Source organism: Pseudomonas ogarae, from assembly GCF_014268695.2.
Lineage (GTDB): Bacteria > Pseudomonadota > Gammaproteobacteria > Pseudomonadales > Pseudomonadaceae > Aquipseudomonas > Aquipseudomonas kilonensis.
Genome location: NZ_CP077086.1, coordinates 4,212,882 through 4,226,666, shown reverse-complemented (window position 1 = coordinate 4,226,666; position 13,785 = coordinate 4,212,882). Strand labels below are relative to the sequence as shown.

17 protein-coding genes are annotated in these 13,785 nt (G+C 59.7%); 7 read left to right on the top strand and 10 right to left on the bottom strand.

Features of this window, described 5'->3' with window-relative positions; translation table 11 throughout:
• Positions 1-34: 34 nt before the first annotated feature.
• The 4 genes from alkB to HU749_RS18335 all read right to left on the bottom strand — a co-directional run bounded on the left by alkB (position 35) and on the right by HU749_RS18335 (position 2,112).
• Entirely contained in the window at positions 35-715 is a 681-nt protein-coding gene (gene alkB, locus HU749_RS18350; protein WP_095963548.1) for a DNA oxidative demethylase AlkB, read from the bottom strand.
• Positions 702-1,418 carry a 2OG-Fe(II) oxygenase gene (locus HU749_RS18345; protein WP_186649941.1) on the bottom strand — a complete coding sequence of 239 codons (717 nt, stop codon included), beginning with the start codon at positions 1,416-1,418 and terminating at the stop codon, positions 702-704. The genes alkB and HU749_RS18345 overlap by 14 nt, the downstream gene beginning before the upstream one ends.
• Before the next feature lie 191 nt (positions 1,419-1,609).
• Positions 1,610-1,780: a hypothetical protein gene (locus tag HU749_RS18340; protein ID WP_014337809.1), complete on the bottom strand. Its 171-nt coding sequence runs from the start codon at positions 1,778-1,780 to the stop codon at positions 1,610-1,612.
• A 29-nt stretch (positions 1,781-1,809) separates the two neighbouring features.
• Positions 1,810-2,112 carry a DUF1883 domain-containing protein gene (locus HU749_RS18335; protein WP_014337810.1) on the bottom strand — a complete coding sequence of 101 codons (303 nt, stop codon included), beginning with the start codon at positions 2,110-2,112 and terminating at the stop codon, positions 1,810-1,812.
• Between the two features lie 202 nt (positions 2,113-2,314).
• Here HU749_RS18335 and HU749_RS18330 point away from each other — a divergent pair, with 202 nt between their 5' ends.
• Positions 2,315-2,665, top strand: coding sequence for a hypothetical protein (locus HU749_RS18330; protein ID WP_018605987.1), 351 nt, complete (start codon positions 2,315-2,317; stop codon positions 2,663-2,665).
• Between the two features lie 110 nt (positions 2,666-2,775).
• The gene (locus HU749_RS18325) at positions 2,776-3,006 is read left to right on the top strand and encodes a hypothetical protein (RefSeq protein ID WP_079302372.1); all 231 of its coding nucleotides are present in this window, start codon (positions 2,776-2,778) and stop codon (positions 3,004-3,006) included.
• Here the strand turns inward: HU749_RS18325 and HU749_RS18320 are convergent, their stop codons facing one another.
• Positions 3,007-3,288, bottom strand: a complete 282-nt coding sequence (locus HU749_RS18320; RefSeq protein WP_014337812.1) for a hypothetical protein — start codon at positions 3,286-3,288, stop codon at positions 3,007-3,009.
• A gap of 116 nt (positions 3,289-3,404) precedes the next feature.
• Positions 3,405-3,620 (bottom strand): hypothetical protein, encoded by a 216-nt coding sequence (locus HU749_RS18315; protein ID WP_018605984.1) that lies wholly within the window; start codon positions 3,618-3,620, stop codon positions 3,405-3,407.
• 234 nt (positions 3,621-3,854) lie between these two features.
• Here HU749_RS18315 and galU point away from each other — a divergent pair, with 234 nt between their 5' ends.
• From galU to ahpF, 4 genes are all read left to right on the top strand, one after another.
• Complete coding sequence (galU, locus tag HU749_RS18310) at positions 3,855-4,694, top strand: UTP--glucose-1-phosphate uridylyltransferase GalU (RefSeq protein ID WP_003182953.1); 840 nt, start codon at positions 3,855-3,857, stop codon at positions 4,692-4,694.
• A gap of 346 nt (positions 4,695-5,040) precedes the next feature.
• Positions 5,041-6,399, top strand: coding sequence for a glutathione-disulfide reductase (gorA, locus tag HU749_RS18305; protein WP_079302371.1), 1,359 nt, complete (start codon positions 5,041-5,043; stop codon positions 6,397-6,399).
• A gap of 174 nt (positions 6,400-6,573) precedes the next feature.
• Positions 6,574-7,137, top strand: coding sequence for an alkyl hydroperoxide reductase subunit C (gene ahpC, locus HU749_RS18300; RefSeq protein ID WP_014337814.1), 564 nt, complete (start codon positions 6,574-6,576; stop codon positions 7,135-7,137).
• Between the two features lie 123 nt (positions 7,138-7,260).
• The gene (gene ahpF, locus HU749_RS18295) at positions 7,261-8,823 is read left to right on the top strand and encodes an alkyl hydroperoxide reductase subunit F (RefSeq protein WP_095963484.1); all 1,563 of its coding nucleotides are present in this window, start codon (positions 7,261-7,263) and stop codon (positions 8,821-8,823) included.
• A gap of 240 nt (positions 8,824-9,063) precedes the next feature.
• Here ahpF and gloA read toward each other — a convergent pair whose 3' ends face one another.
• Positions 9,064-9,585, bottom strand: a complete 522-nt coding sequence (gene gloA, locus HU749_RS18290; RefSeq protein WP_079302369.1) for a lactoylglutathione lyase — start codon at positions 9,583-9,585, stop codon at positions 9,064-9,066.
• Positions 9,586-9,779: 194 nt separating this feature from the next.
• Between gloA and HU749_RS18285 the strand changes: the two genes are divergently transcribed.
• The gene (locus tag HU749_RS18285) at positions 9,780-10,316 is read left to right on the top strand and encodes a DUF4946 domain-containing protein (protein ID WP_079302368.1); all 537 of its coding nucleotides are present in this window, start codon (positions 9,780-9,782) and stop codon (positions 10,314-10,316) included.
• 109 nt (positions 10,317-10,425) lie between these two features.
• Here HU749_RS18285 and HU749_RS18280 read toward each other — a convergent pair whose 3' ends face one another.
• The 3 genes from HU749_RS18280 to HU749_RS18270 form a co-directional block, all read right to left on the bottom strand.
• A complete protein-coding gene (locus HU749_RS18280; protein ID WP_003202992.1) occupies positions 10,426-10,791 on the bottom strand; it encodes a histone-like nucleoid-structuring protein, MvaT/MvaU family in 366 nt (121 codons plus the stop codon).
• Positions 10,792-11,003: 212 nt separating this feature from the next.
• Positions 11,004-12,548, bottom strand: a complete 1,545-nt coding sequence (locus HU749_RS18275) for an EAL domain-containing protein (protein WP_095963483.1) — start codon at positions 12,546-12,548, stop codon at positions 11,004-11,006.
• Positions 12,549-12,783: 235 nt separating this feature from the next.
• Positions 12,784-13,647 (bottom strand): LysR family transcriptional regulator, encoded by an 864-nt coding sequence (locus HU749_RS18270; RefSeq protein WP_046064233.1) that lies wholly within the window; start codon positions 13,645-13,647, stop codon positions 12,784-12,786.
• Positions 13,648-13,785: the final 138 nt, after the last annotated feature.

The following is a 13,785-nucleotide window of genomic DNA, read 5'->3' as shown; positions in this document are numbered from 1 at the left end:
GACACTCCGGGTCTTGCGGTTGAATTCTGCACCTTCATCCGGCGGTGCGAAACGTCAGGTTGATCCGCTGGGCGCCAAGGCGCGGGTGCTGGCCTTCCTTGAGCGGCAATACGCCGTGGTAACGCAAGCGGTCCACGCCACCCCAGACCACGATGTCGCCATGGAACAACGGAATGCGCAGGCTTTTGTCGCTGCGCTCGAAGCCGCCGAATTGGAACACCGCCGGCAGGCCCAAGGACATCGAGACGATGGGCGCGGCGAAGGAGCGCTCGTTCTTGTCCTGGTGCAGCGACATCCGCGCGCCGGACACATAGCGGTTGATCAGGCAGGCGTCGGGCTCGAAATGCTCGAAGTGCGCCTGTTGGGCGGCGGCCTGGGCCAGTTCGCGAAACACCGCCGGCATGTCGGGCCAGGGGTGGCCGGTCTGCGGGTCATGGGCGGTGTAGCGATAGCCGCTGCGGTCGGTGGTCCAGCCCAGCGCACCGCAACTGCTCAAGGCCACCGACATGGTAAAACCACCGGGCGTGACCATCTGCCGGAACGGCGCCGCCTGCAAGACGCTGTCCAGCGCCGGTAGCAAGCGCTCGAGCCAGGGCAGGGCGAACCCGCGCAGCACGTACGCTTGCTCGCCGATCTGCTCGACCTGGCCTGGCGGGGTGGGCGCCTGGTCGGCGAACAGGTCCAATGTGAGCGGTGTGTCATTACTGCGCATCATGAAAAATGATTCCCAAGGTGTGCCGCCTGCCGCTGTGCACGCAGCTGACGCCATGGCGCATGTTCACCCGATAATACCCGCGAACGCCTTTGACGGGCCGCTGGTGCACGGCAAACACCACGGCATCGCCCTGTTTCAGATCGATGACCTGGGGCCGCGATTGCATACGTGGGCGCTGTTCGGTGAGGACAAACTCGCCGCCGGTAAAATCCCGGCCCGGCTCCGACAGCAGGATGGCGACCTGCAACGGGAACACCTGCTCGCCATACAGATCCTGGTGCAGACAGTTGTAGTCCTGCGGACCGTATTGCAGCAACAACGGCGTAGGCCGCTGTTGCCCGGCGGCGTGGCAGCGATGGATGAAATCGGCGTGTGTGGGGGGGTAGCGTACCTCCAGGCCCATGCATTCATTCCAGCGGTTCGCCAGCGGCACTAGCATTGGGTACAACGACTGACGCAACTGTTGGATGAGCTCCGGTAACGGATAGCGAAAATACTGATACTCGCCGCGCCCGAACCCATGGCGGGCCATGATCACCCGCGAACGAAAAAGCCCGGGCTCGGCGTACAGACCACTCAGCAGCCGGCATTGCGTTGCCGGCAGCAGGTTGCGAATGATTGCACAGCCGTCCTGGTCGAGACTGTTCTCCAAGGTGGGCCAGTCCAGGTCGTGTATGCATTGGATTAGCGAGGGTAGGGACATGATGACAATCCTTGGTAGAAAGGACTGGTCAGTCTGGGGAGTGCTTTGACGGCTGGCACTCCGGATCTTGCGGTGTGTCAACGGCCGAGCGCTCACCTATCCTGAGCTGACACACCCGTCACCCTGTGGCGAGAGGATTATCTGCTCCCACAATGGGGATGACCCTCACACAAAAACAGTTTGATGAGCTGTTACAGCGCTTTGCTGACCTTGACGTCGCTGATCACGTCGTCGGTTTCGCCGTGCAGCTTTTGCAATGCGGCCCTGGCTTCTTCCTCTGTGCCGGTTTCCAGTTGCGCGAATTCGAAGCGGCGTTCGTCGTTGAGCTTGTACTTGATGACGTATTTGGTCGTCTGGGCCACGGTTTTGCCTGTCTTGAATAAGGGGCGATTCAGCTCAGTTTCGAGCTGGAGCGCCGGATGATTTTGATCTTGTGGGTCAGGGTCGGCTTGCGCGTGACGCTGATTGCACGGTGGCTGACGGTGTCGATGGTGATGTTCCAGAAACCGGTGCTAGGGGCAGTGATCCGGGCCGGGAAGGTGTCGAACGCGCCGCCGTGATACGTGTGCCGGCCGCCGTTCTTGAAGCTGCGGAAGTTGGCGTCGTTCATCAAACGGATGTTACACATTTGGGAGCATTCGATGACGACGATGTCGTCTTCGTTCAGGTGCTCGCGCTGGTGAATGAATTTCATGGGCGCCTCCAGAAGGGCTTTTTCTACAAAATCAAAACGATAGCAAGGGGCAATGATGCGCAGTTTATCAGCCCCGAGTGTTAATATCCGGCCCGCGCTCCAGGCTTTGTTCATTTATCGCAGGAAGCGGGAAAAAAAAACGGTGCGGCATCGGAGCAAAACGGTGTTTGCACTGTCGGAGGATCTTTATTGGAGGAATCATATGAAGCGCAGCGTGTGGGTGTTGGCATTGGCCATGAGTGGATGTGCATCGGTATCGGACATCAACCAGACGCCCCCCACCATGAGCGTCATCTCCGGAAAGAAGCCTCACGAATATGCCAAGTGTGTTTCCGACAAGCTGGCCAGCAGCCGTGGCTCGCTGCAAATGGAGCCGCACAAGAACGGCGTACGACTGATCGTCCCGGGCAAGCTGTCGACCCTGCCGGCGGCGGTGTTCGACATTGACGAGCGCTCCAGTGGCAGCAGCATCAAGCTGCACGAAAGCCTGTCCAACGTACCGGTGCGTCCGGGCGATGTGCAGGATGCGGCCAACGCCTGCATTTCCGGTTGATCACACTCAGCGCCTGACGAGCGGGCCGGGCATCGGATAAACTGCCGCCCCTCGACAAAAAATGCCGCCACGGTTCACGTTGGCGGCATTGTCATTTATGGAGTCAGTTGATGAAACGCGAGCAGGTGCGCGAGCGCCATGCAGAAGGTCTTATATCTGCCACCCATGTGATTCAGAACCCGGCGAGCCCGGGCGAATGGATCGTTTTCTTCAAGAAAAGCGCCGGGCGCAGTTTTTTCCTGGTGGATGACCTGGACGAAGTCGAGTCCTTCGCCCGTCTCGACGAACTGATCGAAACCTTGCGCGGGCTGGGCATCAAGTTCGCCGAGATCCACATTTGACTACTTGCACACCACCACGACACTGCGGCTGGTGAAGTTGCCGACGTCGACGCCCAGGGTCTTCTCGCTTTCCTTGGCCTGGGGCGTGCCGTCGGTGCCGACGATGCGGTAGCCGGTGCCGGCACAGGACGCGTCAGCCTTTTCGTAGCACGTCGCCCAGGAGTTGGCCTCGCCCGAGCAGTCGATGGCCAGGCCTTGCTCGCCGTTGTTCAGGTAGGTTTTTTCGGCCGAGGCACAGCCCGCCAGGGCCAGGACTGTAAACAGCGCCAGAAGTGTCTTCATGGGATCGTCATCGAGAAGGGAAGGGCAACGGCGAGGTTATAGCGAATGGCCATTGCGGTACAGCTAAACAAGCCTCGTTCAATGCCCGGGTGGCATTTACTAGAGGCCCGTGGGGTTTATTTCTTGCGGCGGGGGCTGCGGGCGGGGGCGGTGTCGCGTTCTTTCGCCGCCGGAGCTGCGCGTTCGTCCTGGAATACCGCAGCCACTTCCACTGCCATGGCCTTGCTAGGCAAGGGACCGGCGACCTGCTCGCCGTGGTAGTTGATAATCCACCACTGGCCGTCCTTGCCCTGGCTGACCGAATAACCGTTTGCGTTTCTTGTTGCCGACATCTAGCTGCCTCATTGGCGTGATCAAGGGCGCCATGATACGTCAAATGCTCGCAAACAGCGCCTACTGGCGTACAGTGGGTCCGCTGCAGCCATCGAAACGAAAGGCGATTGAACTATCCGCCGTTTTTTATTTCTCTATGATGGCATCGGTTGGCCAGTGCGGGCATTGTAAGGTGCCCATCGCCTGATTAGACTGCGCCGAAACTCGTACACACCGCCTTTTCAAGGACTTATATGATCAAGAAATGCTTGTTCCCAGCAGCCGGTTACGGTACTCGCTTCCTGCCAGCGACTAAAGCCATGCCCAAAGAAATGCTGCCGGTGGTGAACAAGCCACTGATCCAGTACGGCGTTGAAGAAGCCCTCGATGCAGGCCTGACTGAAATCTCCATCGTGACTGGCCGTGGCAAACGCGCGCTGGAAGACCATTTCGACATCAGCTACGAGCTGGAAAACCAGATCAAGGGCACCGACAAGGAAAAATACCTGGTCGGCATCCGCAAACTGCTGGATGAGTGCTCGTTCTCCTACACCCGCCAGACCGAAATGAAAGGCCTGGGCCACGCGATCCTGACCGGTCGCCCACTGATCGGTGACGAACCGTTCGCCGTGGTCCTGGCGGACGACTTGTGCGTCAACCTCGAAGGCGACGGCGTCCTGACCCAGATGGTCAAGCTGTACAAGCAGTTCCGCTGCTCCATCGTGGCGATCCAGGAAGTCGATCCGCAGGAAACCAACAAGTACGGCGTGATTGCTGGTGAAATGATCCGCGACGACATCTACCGCGTTCACAGCATGGTTGAAAAACCAAAACCTGAAGACGCGCCGTCGAACCTGGCGATCATCGGTCGCTACATCCTGACCCCGGACATCTTCGACCTGATCGAACAGACCGAGCCAGGCAAGGGCGGCGAAATCCAGATCACCGACGCCCTGATGAAACAGGCCCAGAACGGCTGCGTCATGGCCTACAAGTTCAAGGGCAAGCGTTTCGACTGCGGTGGCGCCGAAGGCTACATCGACGCGACCAACTTCTGCTTCGAGAACTTCTACAAGACGGGCAAGGCTTACTGATAGCCTGCGCCACGCCTTGAAAAACGCCCCGACTGGTTCGGGGCGTTTTTTTTGCGCGGGGAAAGGTCTCGCAAATCATCAATCACACAAGCCAACCCTGTGGGATATGAAAATCCTGAGACCACCCCAAAACAACTGTGGGAGCGAGCTTGCTCGCGATAGCGGTGGGCCAGCCTACACCCATGTTGAATGTGCCGCCGCCATCGCGAGCAAGCTCGCTCCCACATGGATCGGCGTAACTTGAGCGGCCCAGCTGGCTTTTCCGTTTTCCACCCCCATAACCATCGCAACGCTGCCTCAGGTGAAAACAGCAGGTATGCTGATGACCTGCCGAAGGAGATAGAGAATGGCCTACGATTTTGACTTGTATGTGGTTGGCGCCGGTTCCGGTGGTGTGCGGGCTGCGCGGTTTGCCGCCGGTTTCGGGGCCAAGGTGGCCGTGGCGGAAAGCCGTTACCTGGGCGGGACCTGCGTGAACGTGGGCTGCGTGCCGAAAAAACTGCTGGTCTACGGCGCGCATTACGCCGAGGACTTCGAGCAGGCGTCGGCCTATGGCTGGACGGCGGGCGAGGCGAGTTTCGACTGGGCCACGTTGATCGCCAACAAGGACCAGGAGATCAATCGCCTCAACGGCATCTACCGCAACCTGCTGGTCAACAGCGGCGTTGAGTTGCACGAAGGTCACGCCAGGCTGACCGGGCCCAATGAGGTCGAGATCAACGGCCAGCGCTATACCGCCAGGCACATCCTGATCGCCACGGGCGGTTGGCCGGTGATCCCGGACATTCCGGGGCGCGAGCACGCCATCAGCTCCAACGAGGCGTTCTTTCTCAAGGAACTGCCCAAGCGCGTCATCGTGGTGGGCGGTGGCTATATTGCGGTGGAGTTCGCCGGGATCTTCCACGGCATGGGTGCGCAGACGTCCTTGCTCTATCGCGGTGAGCTGTTCCTGCGCGGCTTTGACGGTGCGGTGCGCAAGCACCTGGCAGAAGAACTGACCCGCCGTGGCCTGGACCTGCAATTCAACGCTGACATCAAGTCCATCGAAAAACTGGACGATGGCAGCCTCAGGGTCGAGCTCAAGGATGGCAAGACGTTGCTCACCGATTGCGTGTTCTACGCCACCGGTCGGCGGCCGATGCTCGACAACCTGGGCCTGGAAACCACCGGCGTCACGCTGGATGAGAAGGGCTTTGTCCAGGTCAACGAAAAATACGAGACCGCTGAACCGTCGATCCTGGCCATTGGCGACGTGATCGGTCGTGTCCAGCTCACCCCCGTTGCCCTGGCCGAAGGCATGGCGGTGGCGCGACGTCTGTTCAAGCCCGAGCAGTATCGCCTGGTGGATTACCGGATGATTCCCACCGCCGTGTTCAGCCTGCCGAACATCGGCACGGTGGGCTTGACCGAAGAGCAGGCCAGGGAGGAGGGGCATGAGGTGGAGATTTTCGAAAGCCGCTTCCGGCCGATGAAACTGAGCTTGACCGAATGCCAGGAGCGCACCCTGATGAAACTGGTGGTGGATGCCCGGACCGACAAGGTGCTGGGTTGCCACATGGTCGGGCCGGATGCCGGTGAAATCGTCCAGGGGCTGGCCATTGCCCTCAAGGCCGGCGCCACCAAGCGCGACTTCGACGAAACCATCGGCGTGCACCCGACGGCAGCCGAAGAGTTCGTGACGATGCGTACGCCCGTCGCCTCCTGATCACCCGATGAACATATGGCGAGCGGGCCTGCTCGCCATATTAAGTTTTCTTCTATCTATTTAGCTGCTGATAGCCAAAACCAATCATTCACATCAGGTTTGCCAATGAGCCAGCCTGGGGATGAGTGGTTAAGATCCTCTCCATCAACTTTCAACCCTGACGGAGAAACATCAATGCCTATCATCAACAGCCAAGTTAAACCGTTCAACGCTACCGCCTTCAAAAACGGCGAATTCGTCGAAGTATCGGACGCCAACCTGAAAGGCAAATGGTCCGTCGTGTTCTTCTACCCGGCTGACTTCACCTTCGTTTGCCCAACCGAGCTGGAAGACCTGGCCGACAACTACGCCGAGTTCCAGAAGCTGGGCGTCGAGATCTACAGCGTCTCCACCGACACTCACTTCGCCCATGCTGCCTGGCACAACACTTCGCCAGCCATCGGCAAGATCCAATACACCATGATCGGCGACCCGACCCACGTCATCTCGCGCAACTTCGACGTGCTGATCGAAGAAGTCGGCCTGGCTGACCGCGGTACTTTCGTGATCAACCCACAAGGCCAGATCAAGATCGTTGAAATCAACGACGGCGGTGTAGGCCGTGACGCTTCCGAGCTGCTGCGCAAGATCAAGGCCGCTCAGTACGTTGCCGCTCACCCGGGCGAAGTCTGCCCAGCCAAGTGGAAAGAAGGCGAGGCCACCCTGGCTCCGTCCCTGGACCTGGTCGGCAAGATCTAAGTCTGTGAGTCATCCGAGGGCGATCCGCTCTTAATCAAGTAAGCCGCTTCGCCCCAAAAAACGCCCGGGCGAGATTCGCTCGGGCGTTGTTTTTTCTGAATTCAAAAAATGGAAATCGCCCGTATGTTGGACGCCAATCTTAAAGCTCAGTTGAAGTCATACCTGGAACGGGTCACCCAGCCGATCGAGATCGTCGCCTCCCTCGACGACGGTGCGAAATCCCAGGAAATGCTCGCGTTACTCCAAGACGTTGCCAGTCTTTCCCACCAGATTACTTTGCTCGACAACGGCAGCGATGCGCGCAAGCCTTCGTTTTCGTTGAATCGCCCGGGAGCCGATATCAGCCTGCGTTTTGCCGGCATTCCCATGGGCCACGAATTCACTTCGCTGGTGTTGGCCTTGCTGCAAGTTGGCGGTCACCCTTCGAAGGCCAGTGTCGATGTCATCGAGCAGGTCCGCGCCCTCAAGGGCGAGTTCAACTTCGAGACCTATTTCTCGCTGTCGTGCCAGAACTGCCCGGACGTGGTCCAGGCGCTGAACCTGATGGCGGTGCTGAACCCGAACATTCGCCACGTCGCCATCGACGGTGCGCTGTTCCAGGCCGAAGTCGATGAACGCCAGATCATGGCCGTGCCGAGTGTGTACCTCAACGGTGTGAACTTCGGCCAGGGCCGCATGGGCCTGGAAGAGATTCTCGCCAAGATCGACACCAGTGGTATCGAACGCCAGGCCGAGAAAATCAGCGCCAAGGACGCCTTTGATGTGCTGGTGGTCGGCGGTGGCCCGGCTGGCGCTTCGGCGGCGATCTACGCGGCCCGTAAAGGCATCCGCACGGGCGTGGCGGCCGAACGTTTCGGCGGCCAGGTGCTCGACACCATGGCCATCGAGAACTTCATCTCGGTCCAGGAAACCGAAGGGCCGAAACTGGCCGTCGCCCTGGAAGAACATGTCAAGCAGTACGACGTGGACATCATGAACCTGCAACGTGCCGACGGCCTGGTGCCAGGCAATGACGGCGGGTTGCATGAAGTCAAGTTCGCCAGCGGTGCGAGCCTCAAGGCCAAGACCGTGATCCTGGCGACCGGTGCCCGCTGGCGCGAGATGAACGTGCCGGGCGAGCAGCAGTATCGCAACAAGGGCGTGGCGTACTGCCCGCACTGCGACGGTCCGCTGTTCAAAGGCAAGCGCGTGGCGGTGATCGGCGGTGGTAACTCCGGCGTCGAGGCGGCCATCGACCTGGCCGGTATCGTCGCCCACGTCACGTTGCTGGAGTTCGATGTGCAATTGCGTGCCGACGCGGTATTGCAGCGCAAACTGCACAGCCTGCCGAACGTGACGGTGATTACCAACGCCCAGACCACCGAAGTGACTGGAGACGGTCAGAAGGTCAATGGCTTGCGCTACAAGGACCGTCCGAGCGGTGACGTGCGGGATGTGGAGTTGGAGGGGATCTTCGTGCAGATCGGCCTGTTGCCCAACACCGATTGGCTCAAAGGCACCGTCGAGCTGTCGCCGCGGGGTGAGATTATCGTCGATGCCCGAGGTGAAACCTCGATCCCTGGGGTGTTCGCCGCCGGTGACGTGACCACCGTGCCGTACAAGCAGATCGTGATTGCCGTCGGCGAGGGCGCCAAGGCCTCGCTGAGTGCCTTCGACCACCTGATCCGTACCTCTGCGCCGGCATAAGCTGGCGATAGCGGCAAAAACAGAACCCCATGAGCCTGGCTCATGGGGTTTTTTATTGGCTATTTCACGCACTCACCACTAACCAATGTGGGAGCGAGCCTGCTCGCGATAGTGGTGGATCAGCCTGCATCAATGCTGAATGTGCCGCCGTCATCGCGAGCAGGCTCGCTCCCACAGGGGATTTGTGCGGGGCGAAAAATCCACGTCACTGACAATCAAATGTGGGAGCGGTGGTGAGGTTTACAGCGGCGCAGGCTGGATGATTTCAACCCAGTAGCCATCCGGGTCCTTGATGAAGGCCAGGCTTTTCATGCGGCCGTCGCTCAGGCGTTTCTGGAAATCGCAGCCCAGTGCTTCGAAGCGCTCGCAGGCGGCGACGACGTCCGGTACCGAGATGCAGATATGGCCGAAGCCGCGTGGGTCGGTGTTGCCGTTATGGTAGGCGAAGGCCGGATCGCTTTCGGTGCCATGGTTGTGGGTCAGTTCCAGGATGCCAGGGATCGACTTCATCCATTCGGTCCGCGCCGCTGCGTCCGCCGGGATCTGGTTCTTGTCCACCAGGGCCAGGAAATACAGGCTGAACTCGGCTTCCGGGAAGTCGCGTTTCTCCACCAGCGAGAAACCCAGCACGCGGGTGTAGAAGTCCAGGGACCGGGTGATGTCCTTGACCCGCAGCATGGTGTGGTTGAAGACGAACTGGGCCGTGGCGGCATCAGGTTGTGCGGTGACGCCGGGGAAAGTATTGAGTTCGTGCAGGCTCATGGGCCCTCCGGAAAATAAGTGGGGCAAACGGCGTCGCAGCGTGGTCGCGACGGTTCCTGGGCTTGCGTCAGACGGCTTCCTTGCAGGTGCGCCCATGATACGCAAGGGGCGCGGCATCGCCAAACCGCGTGTGGCTATTGCCTGGTTCTGCTTCGGGCTTCAGACTTTACGATTCGTCCTTGAGTGCCAACGCAATGATTCGACCGTTCCTTTCGCTGTTTGTCCTGCTGTTTGCCTGGGTTGCGAGTGTTGGCGGCGTCCAGGCGGCCGAACCGCAGATCGCCTGGCCCCAGGGCTGGGTTGTCGAATCGCTGCCCGCCGATGCATCGGCCCCGGCGGCGTTGGCCCCCCTGCGACAACGTGCGACCAAGAGCGATTCGGCAGGCAATGCGGTGATGGTCATGGAACTGACCACGACCACCGTCGAGCCCGATCACCAGGTCAACTTGCAAGGCGTGTTGCTGGAAATGCGCAAATCAATTCAGAAGGATTTTTTCCAGGGTGGTTACCAAAGTGTGTGCACTAAGATTCATGCTTCCATGTTGGGCGGCGTAACTGCATTGGAGACCACTTGTACGATCACGCAAAACGGACGACATGTATTGTCTCAGGCGCTCGTCGCGGCACTAAATGAGGGCAAGGCTTATGTGCTGTCCTATGCAGGGCAGGCGCAGGTGTTTGTTGAAAGCCAGGATGAAATACAGTCGGTGCGAAACAGTTTGAAACTATAACGTCGTCAGCGTAATACGCCCGGAGCTTAATCCAAAAGTTTAGCCCATAAAAAAGCCCTGAGTGTATTCAGGGCTTTTTTGCATCATCGGGGCTGTCAACCACGCACTGTCAACCACGCAACCAGGAATCGACGGTTGCTGCACCGTACTGTTCTTTCCAGGCTTTGAGGCCGCGGTGATTGCCGCCCTTGGTCTCGATCAACTCGCCGGTGTGCGGGTTCTGGTAAACCTTTACCACTCGCGCACGGCGGGTCTTGATGGGTTTGGTCGATTGCAGGCTCGCCTTGGACGGGTTCGGGTCGAGGATCGCGACGATGTCGCGCAGGCTCTTGCCGTAGGTTTTCATCAGTCCCTGGAGCTTTTCCTCGAATTCGATTTCCTTCTTGAGCCCGGCATCGTTCTTCAGCGATTCCAACTGCTTGAGCTGTTCTTGAAGGGCCTTTTCGGCTGCACGAAATTCAGCGAGTCTGGACAAAATCGTTACTCCAATCAAAATATTTGGCTGATACCAACCGCAAACAAAGCTATAAGCCAAGCGCCTTGGTGTTAATGACTCTCCTGCTATCTGGCACAGGTAGAAAAATTGTAGTAGTTAATCGGGAAAGTGTAAATCGTAGCTTTTTCGTTATGTAACAACAGCAAAAGCTTTTATCTGTTGGGGCATCGTCGTCAATAGAACGGCGGCGGTTAACTGCCATTAAGGCCGGTCAAGGTCTCAATGAACGCCTGCCCGCTAATCGGTCGACCAAATAGATAACCCTGTAGAAAGTTCACCCCATGGGTGCTCAGGTAGTCGCTTTGCTCGACGGTTTCGACGCCCTCGGCCACCATGTCCAGGCCCAGCTTGCCCGACAGTTCGATGATGCTGTCGAGCAGGTGCCGTGACAGCGTATCGGCACCGATCATCGCGACAAAACTCTGGTCGATCTTCAAGAAGTCCACGTTGAACTGGCGCAAGTACGCCAGGCTGGAATGACCCGTGCCGAAATCGTCGAGGGCGATCTTGACGCCCAATTCCCGCAGTTGCTCGAACAATTGCCGGGTAACAGGCGTAGGTTCGATCAATTCGCGCTCGGTCAACTCCAGTACCAGGGCAATCGTACCCGGCGCGAAGGCGCCGAGAAATTCGCGACAATCGTCCACCAGCGCCAGATCCTGGCAATGGCGGGCGGTGATGTTGATGCCGACATGAAACGGCGCTTCGAGGTGAGGCGCAAGCGGTGCCAGCAGGTGCATGGTTTGCTGCATCAGCGCCCGGGTCATCGGTACGATCAGGCCGCTGTGTTCGGCGAATGGAATGAACAGGTCGGGGCGAACGAGGCCTTCCTTGGGGTGGTTCCAGCGCATCAGCACTTCGACGCCGGCCCAGCGTTTGCTGTCGCTGTGCACGACCGGTTGCAGATAAGGCACGAACTCGCCGGCTTCCAGGGCCCGTTGCAGTTCACGACTGGGCGAGGAGGCGCGTTTTTGCAGCCAGTGCCCGAGGGTCCCGGCCACGACGCCGAAGAAGATCAGCAGGCTGAACAGCGGCGGGTATTCCCTGGCCATGTAGCGCCAGGTTTCCCCCTCGTCGAAGCCGGCTTCGACATTGAAGGCGTAGCGCGATGACCCCAGCTCATGCTGGGCGACCGGCAGCCCGGGCAAGGGCGCAGACAGGACCTTGCCGTCCGCTGCCAGCCAGTTCGGCCCGACTTGCAGCCGTAGCCGGGTTTGGCGGCCGATCAAGCGCAAGACGTTCGTCAGGTGGTACCCGTCAAGCGTGGCCAAGGCGCCTTGATGGCCCTCGTTGAGCCGGTAAATCAGCAGCGCGGTGTCCGGCGTGACCGGGTTGCCGTTCATGAGCCACAAGCTGCCTTGATGGTAGTCGCTCGGGTTGACGCGTTCCTCGAAGGCACCGAACAGCGAGCTGCAGTACAGGTTGTCGTCCCAGATAAGGTTGGTCGAACGGACAAAGGGCCGGCGCGTCACTTGATCGCGCAAGGCCAGCTTCACCGCTTCGCAGGGCTGGCCGGCCAGGGGTAATAGTTCACGGGCCGCCAAGGCGGTGTTGTCGAGCATCAGCTCGACCTGCCTGACCAGTTCTTCGGCGGTCTGTCGGGTGTGTTGCGCCAGCGTCCGTTCGGCCTGCATGTACAAAATGACCAGCCCTGACAGCATCGGCACCAGGCCGCAAAGCAGGGTGACGAGATAGCGACGGGGCTGGGTGTGCGAGCGGGTGGCGGTCAAGGGCATCGGCACAACCTGAGAAAAAAGGGGGGGAGGGGGAATCGTCGGATGTCGACCATGATAGATGGCTTGCCGGGTGCTTGCTGACCGCAGGGTGACTGTGGGAGCGAGGTCTGTGGGAGCAAGGCTTGCCCGCGATGAACGATCATGCGGTCCACCTGGAGAACCGAGGTGCCTTCATCGCGAGCAAGCTTTGCTCCCACAGGTTCAATGCCAGGCTCCCCCAGGTTTGATGCCGGGCTCATGACTGCCGGGCCAGTTCGATAAACGCCAGGGTGGCGGGTGAGGCTTGGCGGCTGTCCAGCACCGCCAGGCCAATCTGGCGCGGCACCCGCGGTGACAAGGGGCGGGCGACGAAGCCCAGGCTTTCGCCCTCCGGCAACGAACCTTCGGACACCACGCTCACCGCCTCACCGCGCCTGACGATATCCAGGGTGCTGAGCAGTTGCGAACAACGGAAACGCACATTCGGGGTCAGTCGGGCGGCATTGAACAGGCGCGAAACCAGCTCCGACGATCCCGCCTCGGTGTGCACGAAGGGGTCGTTGCACAGGTCCTTGAGGCTCAGGCTGGCCTGGGCGGCGAGGGGATGGTGAGTGGGCAGCAGGGCGACCATCTGATCTTCCATCAGCATGAACGTATCGAAACGGTCCTCGGGCAGCACCACGAAGCCGACGTCGATCCGCCGTTCGTCCAGCCACTGGAGGACCTGCCTGTCGGGCCCTTCGTCGATGTGCACTTCGATCCCGGGATGCAAGGCTCGATAGCGCCGCAGGATACCGGGCAACAGTTTCATCGATGACGTTGGCCCGAACGAGCCGATGCGCAAGGTGCCTCGGCGCATACCCCGGGCATCGGCGGCTTCCTGGCGCAAGGTATTGGCCAACCCGAGCATGGCCCGGGCCCGCAGCAGCAATTGCTGACCAATGTCGCTGAGTTCCACCTGGGACTGATGACGCCTGAGCAATTCCACGCCCAATTCTTGTTCCAGGGACTTGATGGCGTGGGATACCGCTGACTGGCCGATGCCCAATCGTGTGGCCGCTGCGGTGAAACCCCGCAGCTCGGCGACCAGGGAGAAGATTTCGAGTTGGGTGAGGGTCATGAGGGATTGCTCATTTTACGATGACAAAGCATGAGCCAGATAATGAGGTATCTGACCTGAATCAGGAAGCAGCACTACACCTTGTGGCGAGGTCGCACCTTGTGGGAGCAAAGCTTGCTCGCGATGAACGATGACTCG

Bases quoted from the DNA above. Each gene is read 5' to 3' on its own strand.
- HU749_RS18315 (WP_018605984.1), bottom strand. From the start codon at position 3,620: ATGTCGGCAACAAGAAACGCAAACGGTTATTCGGTCAGCCAGGGCAAG.
- HU749_RS18320 (WP_014337812.1), bottom strand. From the start codon at position 3,288: ATGAAGACACTTCTGGCGCTGTTTACAGTCCTGGCCCTGGCGGGCTGT.
- HU749_RS18335 (WP_014337810.1), bottom strand. From the start codon at position 2,112: ATGAAATTCATTCACCAGCGCGAGCACCTGAACGAAGACGACATCGTC.
- HU749_RS18330 (WP_018605987.1), top strand. From the start codon at position 2,315: ATGAAGCGCAGCGTGTGGGTGTTGGCATTGGCCATGAGTGGATGTGCA.
- ahpC (WP_014337814.1), top strand. From the start codon at position 6,574: ATGCCTATCATCAACAGCCAAGTTAAACCGTTCAACGCTACCGCCTTC.
- gorA (WP_079302371.1), top strand. From the start codon at position 5,041: ATGGCCTACGATTTTGACTTGTATGTGGTTGGCGCCGGTTCCGGTGGT.
- HU749_RS18345 (WP_186649941.1), bottom strand. From the start codon at position 1,418: ATGTCCCTACCCTCGCTAATCCAATGCATACACGACCTGGACTGGCCC.
- HU749_RS18325 (WP_079302372.1), top strand. From the start codon at position 2,776: ATGAAACGCGAGCAGGTGCGCGAGCGCCATGCAGAAGGTCTTATATCT.
- HU749_RS18270 (WP_046064233.1), bottom strand. From the start codon at position 13,647: ATGACCCTCACCCAACTCGAAATCTTCTCCCTGGTCGCCGAGCTGCGG.
- gloA (WP_079302369.1), bottom strand. From the start codon at position 9,585: ATGAGCCTGCACGAACTCAATACTTTCCCCGGCGTCACCGCACAACCT.
- ahpF (WP_095963484.1), top strand. From the start codon at position 7,261: ATGTTGGACGCCAATCTTAAAGCTCAGTTGAAGTCATACCTGGAACGG.
- HU749_RS18275 (WP_095963483.1), bottom strand. From the start codon at position 12,548: ATGCCCTTGACCGCCACCCGCTCGCACACCCAGCCCCGTCGCTATCTC.
- alkB (WP_095963548.1), bottom strand. From the start codon at position 715: ATGATGCGCAGTAATGACACACCGCTCACATTGGACCTGTTCGCCGAC.
- HU749_RS18285 (WP_079302368.1), top strand. From the start codon at position 9,780: ATGATTCGACCGTTCCTTTCGCTGTTTGTCCTGCTGTTTGCCTGGGTT.
- galU (WP_003182953.1), top strand. From the start codon at position 3,855: ATGATCAAGAAATGCTTGTTCCCAGCAGCCGGTTACGGTACTCGCTTC.